Genomic DNA, 16,392 nt, shown 5'->3' on the forward strand with positions numbered 1-16,392 from the left:
CCTTGACATCATCATCACCTTAAGTGTGCTTGCCACGCTCCTTTCGTAACAAACATAATGCGTGATCACCGAGGCGCTTGCCGAACTATAAGAGTTCTGGCATTTTGGCGCGCCTTGAATTAGGACAGTCTTGCTGTCCCATTATCGAGTCCGAAGCCGATGGTTTCGGCGACATGCGAAGCAGGCGCGGGCGAGTTCGGAATGAACCTTGCTTGCGATAGGATGCGGCCCTGACGGGTCGGGGTCGCACGCCTGACGGCGCGATGCGGCGGTTTGGACGCGGTTGCGTCTTATAATGAATACGGCGATGCGCCGGTTGGTCATCCAAACGTTCCAGCGAACGGGCGGGAGAGCGGCCGGTTTCAACGTCGAATGATGAACCATAGAGGATGAGAGGGCACTCAGATGCCGAAGGTCTTACGTGAAGCGGAAATGCAGATGGCAGCAGCGGCGACGGCCCGCGCCGCCAAAAGCACCGCCGCACGCAACAAGGCCGGCGGCGTAGGCGCCCAAGGCCTTTATGATCCGCGCAATGAGCACGATGCCTGCGGCGTCGGCTTCATCGCCAACCTGAAGAACGAGAAGTCGCACCGCATCGTCCAGAGCGGGTTGCAGATCGTCCGCAATCTCGAGCATCGCGGAGCGGTCGGCGCCGATCCGCTGATGGGCGACGGCGCGGGCATGCTGGTGCAGATTCCGCATCGGTTCTTTTCCGAGGAGGCCACGCGCTTGGGCTTCGCGCTCAGCGAGCCGGGCAGCTATGCCGTCGGCTTCCTCTTCCTGCCCCAGGATGCGGAAGTCCGCGCCGGCATGGAAAAGATCGTCGAGGAAGTCGTCGCTTCCGAGGGCCAGGTGCTGCTCGGCTGGCGCGACGTGCCGGTCGACAACTCGTCGCTCTCCAAGGCGCCCGACATCGCGGCGACCGAACCGCATCATCGCCAGGTGTTCATTGCCCGCGGCAAGGACATCGAGAGCGAGGACGCGTTCGAGCGGCGGCTGTTCATCATCCGCAAGGTGATCTCGAACCGCATCTACGCAGCCTATTCCGGCCTGAACAACGACTTCTACGTCGTGTCGCTGTCGGCGCGGACCATCGTCTACAAGGGCATGTTCCTCGCCGAGCAGCTCGGCGCCTATTATCGCGACTTCCACGACGAGCGCTTCGAGAGCGCGATCGCGCTCGTGCATCAGCGCTTCTCGACCAACACCTTCCCGTCCTGGCGCCTGGCGCATCCCTACCGCATGGTCGCGCATAACGGCGAGATCAACACGGTGCGCGGCAACGTCAACTGGATGGCGGCGCGGCAGGCCTCGGTCGACAGCGAGCTCTATGGCAACGACATCTCGAAGCTGTGGCCGATCTCCTATGAGGGGCAGTCGGACACCGCCTGCTTCGACAACGCGCTCGAATTCCTGGTGCAGGGCGGCTACTCGCTGCCCCACGCGGCCATGATGCTGATCCCCGAAGCCTGGGCAGGCAACCCGCTCATGGATGAGCAGCGGCGTGCCTTCTACGAATACCATGCCGCCCTGATGGAGCCCTGGGACGGGCCGGCCGCCGTCGCCTTCACCGACGGCGTGCGCATCGGCGCGACCCTCGACCGCAACGGCCTGCGCCCGGCACGCTACCTCGTGACCGAGGATGGCGACGTGCTGCTCGCCTCCGAATCCGGCGTGCTGCCGATCCCGGAAGAGAAGATCGTCACCAAGTGGCGGCTTCAGCCGGGCCGCATGCTGCTGATCGACCTGGAACAGGGCCGCATCGTCTCCGACGAGGAGATCAAGACCGAGCTCGCCACCAAGCTCCCCTACCAGGAGTGGCTGGCGCGCACCCAGATCGTGCTCGAAGACCTGCCCTCCGTGCCGCCGCGCGCGCCGCGCACCGACGTGACGCTGCTCGATCGCCAGCAGGCCTTCGGCTACACCGGCGAAGACCTGAAGCTGCTGATGGCCCCCATGGCCACCACCGGCCAGGAAGCCGTCGGCTCGATGGGCACGGACACGCCGATCTCGGTCCTCTCCGACAAGTCGAAGCTGCTCTACACCTACTTCAAGCAGAACTTCGCCCAGGTGACGAACCCGCCGATCGATCCGATCCGTGAGGAACTGGTCATGAGCCTCGTGTCCTTCATCGGACCGCGGCCGAACCTGTTCGACCTGCAGGGCGCCGGCCGCCGCAAGCGGCTCGAAGTCCGGCAGCCGATCCTGGAGAACCCGGATCTCGAGAAGATCCGCGCCATCGGCGAACTGGACGACAACCCGTTCCAGTCGAAGACGCTCGACATCACCTATGCCGTGGCACAGGGCGCCGAAGGCATGGCTGACGCCCTGGAGCGGCTCTGCGAGCGCGCCGAGGCAGCCGTCCATGGCGGCTACAACATCATCATCCTGTCCGACCGCATGGTTGGACCGGACCGGATCCCGATTCCGGCGCTGCTGGCCACGGCCGGCGTGCACCATCACCTGATCCGCAAGGGCCTGCGCACCTCGGTCGGTCTCGTCGTCGAGACGGGCGAGGCCCGCGAAGTGCATCATTTCTGCGTGCTGGCCGGCTTCGGCGCCGAGGCGATCAATCCCTATCTCGCCTTCGAGACGCTGACCGACATGAAGAAGGACTTCCCCGAGGAGGTCGACGACGAAGAGATCGTGCATCGCTACGTCAAGTCGATCGACAAGGGCATTCTCAAGGTCATGTCCAAGATGGGCATCTCGACCTACCAGTCCTATTGCGGCGCGCAGATCTTCGATGCGATCGGCCTCGCGAGCGAGTTCGTCGACCGCTACTTCTTCGGCACCGCCACCACCATCGAGGGTGTCGGCCTGGCCGAGATCGCGGAAGAGACCGTGCGCCGTCACGCCGAGGCCTTCGGCGATGGCGCGGTGTTGCGCAACACGCTCGACATCGGCGGCGAGTACAACTTCCGCATCCGTGGCGAACGCCATGCCTGGTCGCCCGACTCGGTGGCGAACCTGCAGCATGCGGTCCGCGTCGGCTCGTGGGAGCGCTACGAGGACTATGCCCGGGCGATGAACGAGCAGTCCAAGGCGTTGCTGACGCTGCGCGGCCTGTTCGAGATCAAGATGGCGGAAGACGTCGGCGCATCGCCGGTGCCGCTCGACGAAGTCGAGCCGGCCTCGGAGATCGTCAAGCGTTTCGCCACCGGTGCCATGTCGTTCGGCTCGATCTCGCGCGAGGCGCACACCACCCTCGCCATCGCCATGAACCGGATCGGCGGCAAGTCGAACACCGGCGAGGGCGGCGAGGAAGCCGAGCGCTTCGTGACGATGGCGAACGGCGATTCCATGCGCTCGTCGATCAAGCAGATCGCCTCGGGACGCTTCGGCGTGACGACGGAATATCTCGTCAACTCCGACGTGATGCAGATCAAGGTGGCGCAGGGTGCCAAGCCCGGCGAAGGCGGACAGCTGCCTGGCCACAAGGTCGACGCGACCATCGCCAAGGTCCGGCATTCGACGCCGGGCGTCGGCCTGATCTCGCCGCCGCCGCACCATGACATCTACTCGATCGAGGATCTGGCCCAGCTGATCTTCGATCTGAAGAACGTCAACCCGCAGGCGGACGTCTCGGTCAAGCTCGTCTCGGAAGTCGGTGTCGGCACGGTCGCCGCCGGCGTCGCCAAGGCGCGCGCCGACCACATCACGATCTCCGGCTTCGAGGGCGGCACGGGTGCTTCGCCCCTGACCTCGCTCAAGCATGCCGGCAGCCCGTGGGAAATCGGCCTGGCCGAAACGCAGCAGACGCTCGTCCTGAACGGCCTGCGCTCGCGCATCGCCCTGCAGGTCGATGGCGGCTTCCGGACCGGTCGCGACGTCATCATCGGCGCGCTGCTCGGCGCGGACGAATTTGCCTTCTCGACGGCGCCGCTGATCGCCGCCGGCTGCATCATGATGCGCAAGTGTCATCTCAACACCTGCCCGGTTGGCGTCGCCACCCAGGACCCGGTGCTGCGCAAGCGCTTCAAGGGCACGCCCGAGAACGTCATCAACTTCTTCTTCTTCGTCGCCGAGGAAGTTCGCCAGCTGATGGCGGCCATGGGCGTTCGCCAACTCGAAGAGCTGATCGGCCAGTCCGACCGGCTCGACAAGGTCGCGGCAGTCAACCACTGGAAGGCAGCCGGGCTCGATTTCACCAAGCTGTTCCACAAGGTAGAGGCCGGCCCGGACGAGATCCGTCACACACAGCGCCAGCATCATCCGATCGAGCATGTGCTCGACCGCAAGCTGATCGCCGAGGCACAGCCCGCGCTCGCCACCGGCACCCCGGTGAAGATCGAGGCCGAGATCCACAACACCGACCGTTCGGCCGGTGCGATGCTCTCGGGCGAGGTCGCCAAGCGCTACGGCAATGACGGCCTGCCGGACGACACGATCGCAATCACCCTGCGCGGCACGGCCGGCCAGAGCTTCGCCGCCTTCCTGGCGCGCGGCGTTTCGGTCGACCTGATCGGCGAAGGCAACGACTATGTCGGCAAGGGCCTTTCCGGCGGACGCATCGTGGTGCGCCCGGCCGAGAACAGCCGCATCGTGCCGGAAGAGTCGATCATCGTCGGCAACACCGTTCTCTACGGTGCGACCGAAGGCGAGGCCTATTTCCGCGGCGTCGCCGGCGAGCGCTTCTCCGTCCGCAATTCGGGCGCGGTGGCGGTCGTCGAAGGCTGCGGCGATCATGGCTGCGAATACATGACCGGCGGCATTGTCGTCGTCATCGGCCAGACCGGGCGCAACTTCGCGGCCGGCATGTCCGGCGGCATCGCCTATGTGCTCGACGAAGACGAAACCTTCGCCCAGCGCTGCAACCTGTCGATGGTCGAGATCGAGCCTGTCCAGGAAGAGGACGACCTGCTGGAGAAGCTGCACCACCATGGCGGCGACATCGAGCACAAGGGCCGGATTGACATCACGTCGAACATGAATCGCCACGATGACGAGCGTCTCCACCTGCTGATCTCCAAGCATCTCCATTACACCGGCTCGAGCCGGGCCAAGGAGATCCTGGAGAACTGGGAGAGCTACCGTCCGAAATTCCGCAAGGTCATGCCGGTCGAGTATCGGCGGGCACTGATCGAGATGGAACGCGCGCGCTACGGCGTGGCGGCCGAGTAAGGGGGAAAGAATGGGTAAGGTAACGGGCTTCCTCGAAATCGACCGCCAGGACCAGAAGTATCAGCCGGCTGCGGACCGCATCCGGCACTTCCGGGAATTCACCCTGCCGCTGAACGACCAGGACGTCGTTCGGCAGGCGGCGCGCTGCATGGATTGCGGCGTTCCGTTCTGCCATGGCGACACGGGCTGTCCGGTTCACAACCAGATCCCGGACTGGAACGATCTCGTCTATTCGAACGACTGGCAGGAAGCCTCGCGCAACCTGCACTCGACCAACAACTTCCCGGAGTTCACCGGCCGCGTCTGCCCCGCCCCGTGCGAGGAAGCCTGCACGCTGAACCTCGAGAACACGCCGGTCGCGATCAAGTCGGTCGAGCAGTCGATCGCGGACAAGGCGTGGGACCAGGGCTGGATCAAGCCGGAGATCGCGTCGGTCAAGACCGGCCGCCGGATCGCCATCGTCGGTTCCGGTCCTGCCGGCATGGCGGCTGCCCAGCAGCTCGCCCGCGCCGGCCATGACGTCCATGTCTACGAGCGCGAGGCGAAGGCCGGCGGTCTGCTTCGCTATGGCATTCCGGACTTCAAGATGGAGAAGCACTTCATCGATCGGCGCGTGGCGCAGATCGAGGCCGAGGGCGCAACCTTCCATTACGGCATGAACATCGGCGTCAACAAGGCGATGGCCGAACTGGTCGCTGACCATGACGCCGTGCTGCTCACGGGCGGCGCCGAGGCCCCGCGTGATCCGAAGCTGCCGGGCGCGGAACTGGAAGGCGTGCACTACGCCATGCCTTTCCTGGTCCAGCAGAACCGCCGGGTCGGCCGCGAGGAAATCCACGAGGAGCCGATCATCGCCACCGGCAAGCGCGTCGTCGTCATCGGCGGCGGCGACACGGCATCGGACTGCGTCGGCACCTCGTTCCGCCAGGGCGCGCTCGCCGTCACCCAGCTCGACATCCGCCCGATGCCGCCGCTGCGCGAAGACAAGCTGGCGGTCTGGCCCTATTGGCCGACCAAGTTCCGCACCTCGTCCTCGCAGGCCGAAGGCGCCGAGCGTGAATTCGCCTGCGCGACGCTCGGCGTCGTCGGCAAGAACGGCAAGGTCACGGGCGTGCAGTGCGCCCGCGTCGACGAGAAGCGCCGGCCGATCGAAGGCACGGAGTTCATCATCCGCGCCGATCTCGTCTTCATGGCGATCGGTTTTGCCCATCCGGTTCACGAGGGCATGCTGACCGAACTGGGCGCGACGCTCGACAAGCGCGGCAACCTCGCCGCCGATACGCAGAGCTACCAGACCTCGGTCGACAAGGTGTTCGCCGCCGGCGACATGCGCCGCGGCCAGTCGCTCGTCGTCTGGGCGATCCGCGAAGGCCGCCAGGCGGCCCACGCGATTGACAAGCACCTGATGGGCGCGTCCAACCTCGCCTGGTAAGGCCGGCTCGCAGCATCCAAGGAAATGAAAAGCCCCCGCCGGCGACCGGCGGGGGCTTTTTTTTGTGTGCCAGCTCTCCGCAAGCCATGTCTTCACCTCTCCCTGAGGGAGAGGTCGACGACCGAATGGCGGCGGGTGAGGGTTTACGGTCTCCCAGGATTGTTCCCTAACCCTCACCCTACCCTCTCCCGCAGGCGGGCGAGGGTTTTGGTCAGCGCTCTTCATCGATCTCGTGGCTTGGCGAGGGACGCATGCGCGCCCCCTCTCCCGCGCGCGGGAGAGGGCTGGGGTGAGGGTCTTCCCCCTACTCCACAGCCGGAGCCATGCCGCGGACGCCCGCGGTCGGGGCCGGCAGGATGACGATGCCGTCGACGATGCTGGAGGAGGACGAGGCGGCGCTGTCGTCCTCGGCATGTGGCGGCTTCCAGGCAAAGTCGTCGACCCGGCCGGGCTTCGCTGCCGGCGCCTCGCCCTTCACCGTCAGCTTGTATTGCAGGCTGTCGGCCGCGGGGCCGGGACCGGCCTGGTCGGCCGCGCCCGCCAGCTTGGCGCTGGCCGCGCCGGGATCCGGATCGGTCAGGGACACCACCGGGCCGACCTGGCGCTCCTTGCCATCCGGTCCGATCTCGGTCGCCGCGTTCGGGTTGGTCGGCGTGATCGCGCTCATCGGCAGGCCGAGGCCGCTATCCTGGCGGATGTCGCGCTCGACGAAGAAGGCGAGCTTGCGCTTGCCGGCCTTGCTGAAATTAATGCCGTCGCTGAGGCGCAGGTTGCGCATCTGCCCGTCCACGTCGGGCCCGCGGGCGATGAACTTGCCGCTCTCGTCGGCGAAGCCGTCCCAGACGTCGATGAAATGGGCGCCGACCGCGTCGGCCCGCACCTTGAAGAGCGTGTTGAGCTGCGCCATGTCGGCCGACGCGTCGGACGAACGCAGCGGCGGCGCGCCGACCCAGTAGACCGGCTTGCCATAGACCTTGAGCGCCAGCAGGAAGCGCTCCACGCGCTGCTGGTAGGCCTTCTGCCATTCCGGCGTTCCCGGCGACAGGCGGCCATCGGCGGTCTTGATCTGCTGGCGGTCATTGGCGCCCATCAGAACCACGACCATGTCCGGCTTTTCGGCATCGAGCTTTTCGCCGATCTTCGCGGCCCAATCCAAATGATCGTCGCGCACGAAGCCGGACGGCCCGTCGCTCTGATCGATGACAGCGAGCCGGGGCTCCTCGGCAAAGGCCTGATCGAGACCCCAGGCAAGGCCGCCGGCGACGAAATCGCCAACCACAAGCACCTTTCGGGCGTCGGGATTCTTGGGCTGGATTTCAAGCGCCGGGTAGATCGGCTCGGCCGGCGCGGCGGGCCGCTTCTTGCGCACCGGCGGCGGCTGGTCGCCCGACTGGCGCGGCGGACGCTGCCCCGAGGGCTGCCGGCGGCGGCCGACATCCTCCGGCGGCATGAGAAACTGGTCCGGCGGCGGCCGTTCGATGCCGAACAGCCGATCGAGGAACCCGGCCGGTCCACGGCGATATTGCGCGACCGAAGGCTCCGTCGCGCTCAGCAGCGCGGCGGAAACCAGGATAAGGGCGACGAACGCGCGAAGGATACGAACCAGCATGACGACATCCGGCCACAAGGTCGCCTGCCCTCGCGACCTTCCCTAAAGGAATAATCCTACCTGCCGGACCGCAGTCGCTGCAACACCCCCGTTGAGGCGTAGCCGTCCGGGATGTCGCCGGCCGAAGCCTGGAACGAGCGGATGGCCTGGCGGGTGCCGGCGCCGATCTTGCCATCGACAGTGCCGGAATAGAACCCGCGCCGTCCCAGCAATGTCTGCAATTCCGCCCTTTCCGCCGCCGCCAGCGGCCGCACGTCGCGCGGCCAGCCCGAGACGAAATCGCCGCCGCCACGCAGCCGATCGGCCAGATGGCCAACCGCGAGCGCATAGGCATTGGCGTTGTTGTAACGCTTGATCACCTTGAAGTTATGCAGCAGCAGGAAGGCGGGCCCGCCGGCGCCGGCCGGCGCATAGAGCGTCGCCGTGTCGTTCGAGGCCGGGAACTGCCGCCCGGCGACGCGGTGGACGCCCATCTTGCGCCACTGGTCGAGGGTCAGCGCCTTGCCGGAATCATTGTGGCGCCAGTCGAAGCTCGCCGGCAGTTCGACCTCGTAGCCCCAGGTCTGGCCCGAGCGCCAGCCCATCTTGGCGAGATAGTTGGCGGTGGAGGCGAGCGCGTCGATTTCCGACGTCCAGACATTGCGCTTGCCGTCGCCGTCGAAATCCACGGCATAGGCCTGGTAGGTGGTGGGGATGAACTGGGTGTGGCCCATGGCGCCGGCCCAGGAGCCGACCATGTGGCGGGCGTCGACGTCGCCACGCTCGAGGATTTTCAGCGCCGCGATGAGCTGCTGGCGGCCATATTTGGCGCGCGAGCCGCCCTGATAGGCGAGCGTCGCCAGCGAACGGATGGTGTTCTTGACGATCTTCGGATTGGAGAGGACCTGGCCGTAGGAGGATTCCATGCCCCAGATGGCGACGACGATGCTGCGGTCGACGCCATAGGCCTGCTCGATCTGCTGCAACTGCCGGCCATACTGGCGCAGCGCGTCACGGCCATTCTCCAGCCGCTTCTGCGAGACGGCGCCGTCCAGATACTCCCAGAGCGGCTTGACGAATTCGGCCTGCGAGCCGGCCTTGGCCAGCACGTCGGGATCGGGGGTGAAGTTGCCGAGCGCGCTGTTATAGACGCTGCGCGAGATGCCGGCCTTCTGGGCGGTCGGCCAGAAACTCGCCACCCATCGCGCGCCTGCCGCATCCGCCATGGCGGGTAACAGCCCGGCCAGAAGCAGGAAGACCAACAAAACTGCGCGGGTTCCGGCGGCCGCGAAGGGCCGCATGACGGAAACGGGCGAGCTCAAAAATGCCATGTCTCAGAAGACTCCTTGTATCGGTATCATTGCTGGTCCGGGCCCCCGTCCGGATGCTTCCTCACGCTTTGACCGGCCCCAGTCCGGTCCCTCCGTCTCAGTCGCGCTGATTGCGCCGACCGAGCGCCTCCTCCCACGCCAGCGCCGTCGCGACGCATTGGTCGAGATCGTCATGCATGGGCGTCCAGCCCAGCGTGCTGCGTGCCCGTGTCGAATTTGCGACCACAGCGGGAACATCGCCGGGGCGGCGCTCCCGCTCCACGACGCGGAATTCCCTGCCCGAGACGCGCCGCACGGACTCCAGCACCTCGCGCACGGAATAGCCGTGGCCATAGCCGCAATTCGCGACCAGGCTATCGCCGCCGCTGCGCAGATAGGCGAGCGCGTCGGCATGGGCGTTGGCGAGGTCGGCGACGTGGATGTAGTCGCGCACGCAGGTGCCGTCCGGCGTATCGTAATCGGTGCCGAACAGCTCGATCTGGTCCCGCTTGCCGAGCGCGGTTTCGCAGGCGACCTTGATCAGATGCGTCGCGCCCTTGGTCGATTGCCCGGTGCGGCCGCGCGGATCGGCGCCGGCGACGTTGAAATAGCGCAGCGCCACATAGCGGAAGTCGTGCGCCTTCGCTGCGTCCTCCAGCATCATCTCGGTCATCAGCTTCGAGCGGCCATAGGGCGATTGCGGCACGGTGGCCGCGCTCTCCAGCACGGGTTCGGTGCCGGTGTCGCCATAGACGGCGGCGGTCGAGGAGAAGATGAAGTGGCGCACGCCGGCGCGGATCACCGCCGCCATCAGGGCGCGGGATTTGACCGTGTTGTTCAGATAATAGCCGAGCGGGTCGAAGACCGATTCCGGCACGACGATCGAACCGGCGAAATGGATGACGGCGTCGATGGCGTGCTCGGCGACCAGTCGTTCGACCAGCGCCTCGTCGGCGATGTCGCCCTGGATGAAGGTTGCCTCCGGCGCCACGGCCCATTGAAAGCCGGTGGACAGACGATCGAGAACCACGACCGCCTCACCAGCGTCAACAAGACGCCACACCATGTGGCTACCGATATATCCGGCTCCACCCGTCACCAAAACAGCCACTTCGAAACTCCAAGCAGATTCGTAATGTTAATGAACTATGAATAGGTGAACGAAGTCTTGATGGCCTTGAAATATTCACCCTTTTCATTAGCGTTCCTGTTAGGAATCTGCCGATATGCTGACCGAACCGATGCATCTGTGAGGCGTCCATGAACCCGAAGATCCGCAAGGCCGTATTTCCCGTCGCAGGCCTTGGCACCCGCTTTCTCCCCGCGACCAAAGCCATGCCCAAGGAGATGCTGACGGTCGTCGATCGTCCGCTGATCCAATATGCTGTCGATGAGGCGCGCGAAGCCGGCATCGAGCATCTGATTTTCGTCACGGGCCGCAACAAGGCGGTCATCGAGGATCACTTCGACGTCCAATACGAGCTCGAGGCCACGCTTTCGGGTCGCGGCAAGCAGGAGGCGCTCGACCTGCTGACCAAGGACCTGCCGAAGCCCGGATCGACCAGCTTCACCCGCCAGCAGGTTCCGCTCGGCCTCGGCCATGCCGTCTGGTGCGCGCGCGAGATGATCGGCAACGAGCCGTTCGCCGTGCTGCTGCCGGACATGGTCATGAAGGGCGAGCCCGGCTGCCTGAAGCAGATGGTCAAGGTCTATGAGGAATGGGGCGGCAACGTCCTCGCGGTCGAGGAATGCGACCCGTCGCAGACCCATCAGTACGGCATCGTCGGCATCGGCAACGAGCTGGATGGCACCGCCTTCCGCATCAATGCGATGGTCGAGAAGCCGAAGCCGGAAGTCGCGCCGTCCAACCTCTACATCAACGGCCGCTACATCCTGCAGCCGCAGATCTTCGACCTGCTGTCCAAGCAGGAAAAGGGCGCCGGCAACGAGATCCAGCTGACGGACGCCATGCTCCGCCTGATGGACCGCCAGTATTTCTACGGCTGCCGCTTCAACGGCGAGACCTATGACTGCGGCAACAAGGTCGGCTTCCTCGCCGCCAACGTCGCTTTCGCGCTCGACCGTCCGGATATCGCGGCGGAATTCCGTCCCGAGCTGGAAAAGCTGCTGGCACGCTAGGCGCCCACCGACACGACACGAAGCGGGCCGCCCGCTTCGTGTCCCCTACCCCGCGCCTACTCCCGGGCGCCGGCCTTCGTCAGAAGCGCGACGATCGGCTGAAAGTCGCGTTGCCTGGCGTGCCGCAACGGCGTGACGCCGTCGCGATCCGGCAACGACGGATCGGCCCCGCCCTCGAGCAGCAGCTGGACGATTGCGACATGGCGCTCGCCGCCATCGCCGAGCAGGATCGCCTCGAGCAGCGCCGTCCATCCCAGATTGTTGACATGATCGACCGCCACGCCCGCCTCGATGAGGGTGCGGACGGTTTCGACATGCCCGCGCTCGGCGGCGGGAATGAGCGCGGTGCCGCCATAGCGGTTGGTGCTCCTGAGGTCCGCGCCGTGGGCGAGCGCCAGCTTCAGGATCTCCAGATGGCCACGCGCACCGGCGTAGAGATAGGGGCTGTCCTGGATGCGGTCCTTGGCGTTGACGTCGGCGCCGGCCAGGATCAGCTGCCGCGCGATCCCGACGCGGTTCTGGTGCGTGGCGACAAGAAGCGCCGTTGCGCCATCGGCATTGCGAGCATCGACATCCACACTCTTTGCCAGGAGATCCGCGACGGCGGTTTCGTCACCACGCGCCACGGCGGCAAACAGCGCGTCCGAGGCGGAGGTCTGGGCGGAAGCGGTCATGACACCGGACACCATCAAACGGGTTGTGACGGCGGCGGCGAGGCCGCCGAGGAGAAAGCTGCGCCGGGTCAGACGGATCGGCATGAACAACGGTCCTCGCGCAAGGAAGCGATACCAAGCGGGCGGCAGGCCGGCCCGCCAGCGTCTCCCCTTGTAGCCCGCCAGGACGGTGGCCGTGAACCGCCCCGGAGCGAAAACTCGCCGAGGCTGAGGGCTGGCTACAGCTTGCCGATCCGGCGGCTGACCTTCTGCAGGTAGCGCGCCCGGCTCTCCGGCGTGGAACTGTCCATCTTGTAATGCGCAGTATAGCTGGTGCGGCAGAGCGGATGGCAGAGCGTGCGGATGCCGCGCAGGAGAATGCGCCGGCCCGGCTCGCCGACGAATTTCGACAGCATCCAGCTGGCGCCGCAGGTCGTTACCACGGCGATCTTGCGGATGTTGGTCATGCCCGGGCGCGGCCCCTGCGTCGCCGTCGGCATGGTGAAGGTGACATGCGGCACCCAAACCCGCTCCAGCCAGCCCTTCAGCATGGCCGGCGGGCCGTACCACCAGGTCGGATAGACGAAGACGAGGATCTCGCACCACTTGATCAGGGCGAGATGATCGGCGACCGGAAGCTCGTTGATGCCGGGCTCGTTGTAGACGCGGCGCTCGTCCGCCCCCATCACCGGATCGAAACCGGAGGCATAGAGGTCGAGCAGCTTGACCTCATGGCCGGCGTTGCGAAGCGCGGCCACGGTGGTGTCGCGCAGGGCGGCGCCAAAGCTTTCCGGCACGGGATGGGCGAAAACGACAAGGGCGCGCATGGCTCTAAAAACGTTCCATCTCTTTCGATACGCTCCGGAGGAACGCCGAGCGCGTCGCCTCCGTCGAGCGGTTCATGTCGTAATGGGCCAGGTAGGGCACGCGGCCGAAGGGCCGGGTCTGCGCCCGCAGCACGCGCTTGACGTTCTTCCGCGGCGGGTCGCCGACGAGCAGCGCCTTCCAGCGCGCGCCGCCATAGGTCGCCACCGCCGCGAGCTTGCGGATGTTCTGCAGATTGTTGACGGCCTTGCCGCCTTCCATCCGGAACGACACGCCGGGCAGGAACACCCGGTCGAAGTAGCCCTTCAGGATCGCCGGAAAGCCGAAGTTCCAGACGGGATAGACGAGGACCAGCGCCTCGGCGTTCAACAGGCGCTCGACATAGGGATCGACGTTGCGACGGTTGCGGGCGAGGTCGTGATAGTCGATCCGCTCCTGTCGCGACAGGACGGGATCGAAGCCCTCGGCGTAGAGATCGCAATCATCGACCTGGTGCCCGGCGCGCGTCAGCGCTTCGACGACGGTGCGATGCACCGCCGCCTGGAAGCTCGTCTCGACCGGATGCGCGTAGAGCACCAGAACGCGCATGTCAGCTCGCCTGCTGCAGTCCCGGGAACAGGAAGGTCTTGGTCGTGGTGAAGTCGAAGTCCGGATCTTCCCAGGCGATCATCTTGCCCGGATTGAGGAGGCCCTTCGGGTCCGCCTCGCGCTTGAAGGCGAGTTGGGCGAGGTCGGTCTGCTTCATGCCGCCCTCCTCCAGCGTGTAGCGGTGCGGATTGAAGATCGGGCAGCCATGGTCCTCATGGATGCGGATGATCTCCTCCAGCCGCGCCTCGGTGGTGTAGCGCACCATGGGCAGGCCCATCGGCGTGATCTTGCCGTCGAAGCGGACGAATTCCAGATGGCCGGGCACCTCGTCGCCGAGCAGCTTCGTCAGCGTCTCGATCTTCTCGATGTGGTGCGGCGGCGGATACATCGACTGCAGATAGGTGATCGACGGATCGACGCGGATCGCCCGCAGCGTCGTGTGGTTCCAGCCGAGCTCGTAAGCCGGCGGCAGGCCCTTCAGATCCTCGGCCGTGTCGGAGCGGAAGACGATTTCGCCCTTGGTCCGCTCCGTGAAGGCGACGAAGGCGTCGACCGCATGCGGCGCGAGCGAGACGATCGCCAGCGACTGGCCGGGCTTCAGGAATTTCTGGTGGCGCAGGAAATAGTCATAGGGGATCGGCGCCGCGACGGTGGCGAGTTCCTTCAGCAGCAGGCCATCGGCATTGCCGAGGCTGTCGGCATAGCGCACCGCATCCATGTAGTCGTCGAACCCGACCAGCACGTCGACCCAGTCATAGGCCGTGGTCAGCGGCATCTCGACTTCGGTGATGATGCCGTTGGTGCCATAGGCGTGCATCACCTTGTGCAGTTCCCAGCCGGTCAGTTCCAGGACGCGCGGCTCGGCCTCCATGGTGACGACGCGCAGCCGAAGCACGTTGCCGATATCGCGCAGGCCGCCCCAGCGGATCGAGCCGACGCCGCCGGAACCGCCGGCGATGAAGCCGCCGATCGTCGCCGTCTTGGCGGTCGAGGGATGGATGCGCAGTTCCTGGCCGGAATGGGCGCGCGTCTCGGCGTCGAGCTGGGCGACGACGACGCCGGGCTCGGCGATGACGCGGCCGGGATGGATCGCCTTGACCTTGTTCATCTCGGCAAGGTTCAGGATCAGCCCGCCGGAAAGCGGCATGGCCTGGCCGTAATTGCCGGTGCCGGTGCCGCGCGGCGTGACCGGAACGTCGTGCTTGAAGGCGGCCTTGAGGATGCGGATCACCTCCGCCTCGTCCTTCGGCGTCGCCACCAGATCGGCGGTGACGTTGTCGAGCTGGGCTTTCAGGACGGGCGAGTACCAGAAGAAGTCACGGCTCTTCTGCTTCACCAGCGCGGGATTTTCCTCGATGGCGATGCCGTCGAGATCGGCCTTCAGCGCTTCGAGGTCGTTACGGAATTGGTGAGCCATGATCAGTGTCCAAACAGGGAATCGAGGTCGCGATAATCGGGCAAGGTCCGGTCGATCGCCTTGCCCTGGCGCAAAACGATGCGATCGGATTGCGGGCGCGACAGGAATTCCGACCAGGTCCTGGCGCGGAACAGCACCAGATCGGCCGGGTCGCCGACGCGGATGCGGCCAACATCGGAACGGCGCAGGATCGCGGCGGGATTGGTGGTGACGACACGCGCGGCGCCATCGAGCGGATGGTCGAGATGCAGGATGCGCACCGCCTCGCGGAACACCTCGACGGCGTCGAGGTCGCCATAGGCATAGAACGGGTCGCGCGTATTGTCGGAAGCGACGGCGACGCGGATGCCGCGCTCTTCCATCTCGTTGAGCAGCGTCACGCCGCGCCAGCGCGGCGTGCGGCCGGCATGCCGGTCCTGCAGATAGAGATTGCACATCGGCAGCGAGACGACGGCGAGGCCGGCCTCGGCGACGAGATCCATCGTCCGGTCCGCCTCGCTCTCCTCCTGCCGCGCCAGCGAGCAGCAATGGCCGACCGTGACCTGCCCCTCATAATCGGTGCGGATCGCGGCTTCCGCGATCGCCTGGAGCGAACGGGCATTCGGATCGGCGGTCTCGTCGACATGCAGATCGATGTCGAAGCCGTTTTCCGAGGCCATGGCGAAGAGATGGTCGAGCGCGGTCTCCAGCCCCGGCGTCATGTAGGTGAACCCGCCCAGCACGCCGCCATAGGTGGCAACCGTGTCGGTCAGGCGCTTGCGCACCGTCTCGTCGAGGAACAGCTCGATCGGCGACAGCGCGACGGCCTGCAGGTCGACGCGTCCCGCCCAGGCGTCGCGCGCCTCGGCGAAGGCCGGCCAGGAGGCTGGGAACTGCGGCGGCACGCAATCGATATGCGTGCGGATCAGCTTCGTGCCGTGCGCATAGGCCGAGCGGAGCGAGAATTCCATGCGCGCCCGAACGTCGGCGGTCGACCAGTTCGCGTCGCGATCGGCATCGACGGCGGCGAGCGCCCCGGCGAAATCGCCGGTCGGGTTCTCGCGGCGGGCCCAGATATGGCCCTTGTCGAGATGGGTGTGCATGTCGACGAAGCAGGGCCAGACCTGGCCCTTGTCGAGATCGAAGACCGGCAGCTCGGCGACGCTGCCGGCAGGCCGCAGCGCCTCGATTTTGCCGTCGGCGACGACGATATCGGCGCGCATCAGCCCCTCGCCGACATCGCGCCCGTCGAAGCCGTCGACGGTGACCGAGGGCAGCGTCGCATTGGCCAGCACATAGCGATCCGCATCGGGGATCGCGGCAAAACCCTTCGTCAT

At 66.0% G+C, this 16,392-nt stretch carries 11 protein-coding genes; 3 read left to right on the top strand and 8 right to left on the bottom strand.

The genetic code is table 11. The annotated features are described in order from the left end of the window. The first annotated feature begins 438 nt into the window (after positions 1-438). On the top strand, positions 439-5,124 hold the full coding sequence (gene gltB, locus ABIE08_RS12630; protein ID WP_354551378.1) for a glutamate synthase large subunit: 4,686 nt from the start codon (positions 439-441) through the stop codon (positions 5,122-5,124). A 10-nt stretch (positions 5,125-5,134) separates the two neighbouring features. Continuing rightward, a complete protein-coding gene (locus ABIE08_RS12635; protein ID WP_354551380.1) occupies positions 5,135-6,556 on the top strand; it encodes a glutamate synthase subunit beta in 1,422 nt (473 codons plus the stop codon). Between the two features lie 304 nt (positions 6,557-6,860). Here the strand turns inward: ABIE08_RS12635 and ABIE08_RS12640 are convergent, their stop codons facing one another. The 3 genes from ABIE08_RS12640 to galE form a co-directional block, all read right to left on the bottom strand. Continuing rightward, a complete protein-coding gene (locus tag ABIE08_RS12640; protein ID WP_354551381.1) occupies positions 6,861-8,165 on the bottom strand; it encodes a DUF459 domain-containing protein in 1,305 nt (434 codons plus the stop codon). 56 nt (positions 8,166-8,221) lie between these two features. After that, complete coding sequence (locus tag ABIE08_RS12645; RefSeq protein ID WP_354551383.1) at positions 8,222-9,475, bottom strand: lytic murein transglycosylase; 1,254 nt, start codon at positions 9,473-9,475, stop codon at positions 8,222-8,224. 97 nt (positions 9,476-9,572) lie between these two features. Beyond that, a complete protein-coding gene (galE, locus tag ABIE08_RS12650) occupies positions 9,573-10,565 on the bottom strand; it encodes a UDP-glucose 4-epimerase GalE (RefSeq protein ID WP_354551385.1) in 993 nt (330 codons plus the stop codon). A 149-nt stretch (positions 10,566-10,714) separates the two neighbouring features. On the opposite strand from galE, the gene galU reads away from it, so the two are divergent. Further along, positions 10,715-11,593 (top strand): UTP--glucose-1-phosphate uridylyltransferase GalU, encoded by an 879-nt coding sequence (galU, locus tag ABIE08_RS12655; RefSeq protein WP_354551387.1) that lies wholly within the window; start codon positions 10,715-10,717, stop codon positions 11,591-11,593. Between the two features lie 56 nt (positions 11,594-11,649). Here the strand turns inward: galU and ABIE08_RS12660 are convergent, their stop codons facing one another. The 5 genes from ABIE08_RS12660 to ABIE08_RS12680 form a co-directional block, all read right to left on the bottom strand. After that, the gene (locus ABIE08_RS12660) at positions 11,650-12,351 is read right to left on the bottom strand and encodes an ankyrin repeat domain-containing protein (RefSeq protein WP_436409526.1); all 702 of its coding nucleotides are present in this window, start codon (positions 12,349-12,351) and stop codon (positions 11,650-11,652) included. A 134-nt stretch (positions 12,352-12,485) separates the two neighbouring features. Next, the gene (locus ABIE08_RS12665; protein WP_354551389.1) at positions 12,486-13,073 is read right to left on the bottom strand and encodes an NAD(P)H-dependent oxidoreductase; all 588 of its coding nucleotides are present in this window, start codon (positions 13,071-13,073) and stop codon (positions 12,486-12,488) included. Positions 13,074-13,077: 4 nt separating this feature from the next. Further along, positions 13,078-13,659, bottom strand: a complete 582-nt coding sequence (locus ABIE08_RS12670) for an NAD(P)H-dependent oxidoreductase (RefSeq protein WP_354551391.1) — start codon at positions 13,657-13,659, stop codon at positions 13,078-13,080. A 1-nt stretch (position 13,660) separates the two neighbouring features. Next, complete coding sequence (locus ABIE08_RS12675; protein WP_354551393.1) at positions 13,661-15,076, bottom strand: FAD-binding oxidoreductase; 1,416 nt, start codon at positions 15,074-15,076, stop codon at positions 13,661-13,663. A 2-nt stretch (positions 15,077-15,078) separates the two neighbouring features. Continuing rightward, the gene (locus ABIE08_RS12680) at positions 15,079-16,392 is read right to left on the bottom strand and encodes a cytosine deaminase (protein WP_354551395.1); all 1,314 of its coding nucleotides are present in this window, start codon (positions 16,390-16,392) and stop codon (positions 15,079-15,081) included.

The organism is Kaistia defluvii (genome assembly GCF_040548815.1).
In the GTDB taxonomy this organism is placed as follows: domain Bacteria; phylum Pseudomonadota; class Alphaproteobacteria; order Rhizobiales; family Kaistiaceae; genus Kaistia; species Kaistia defluvii_A.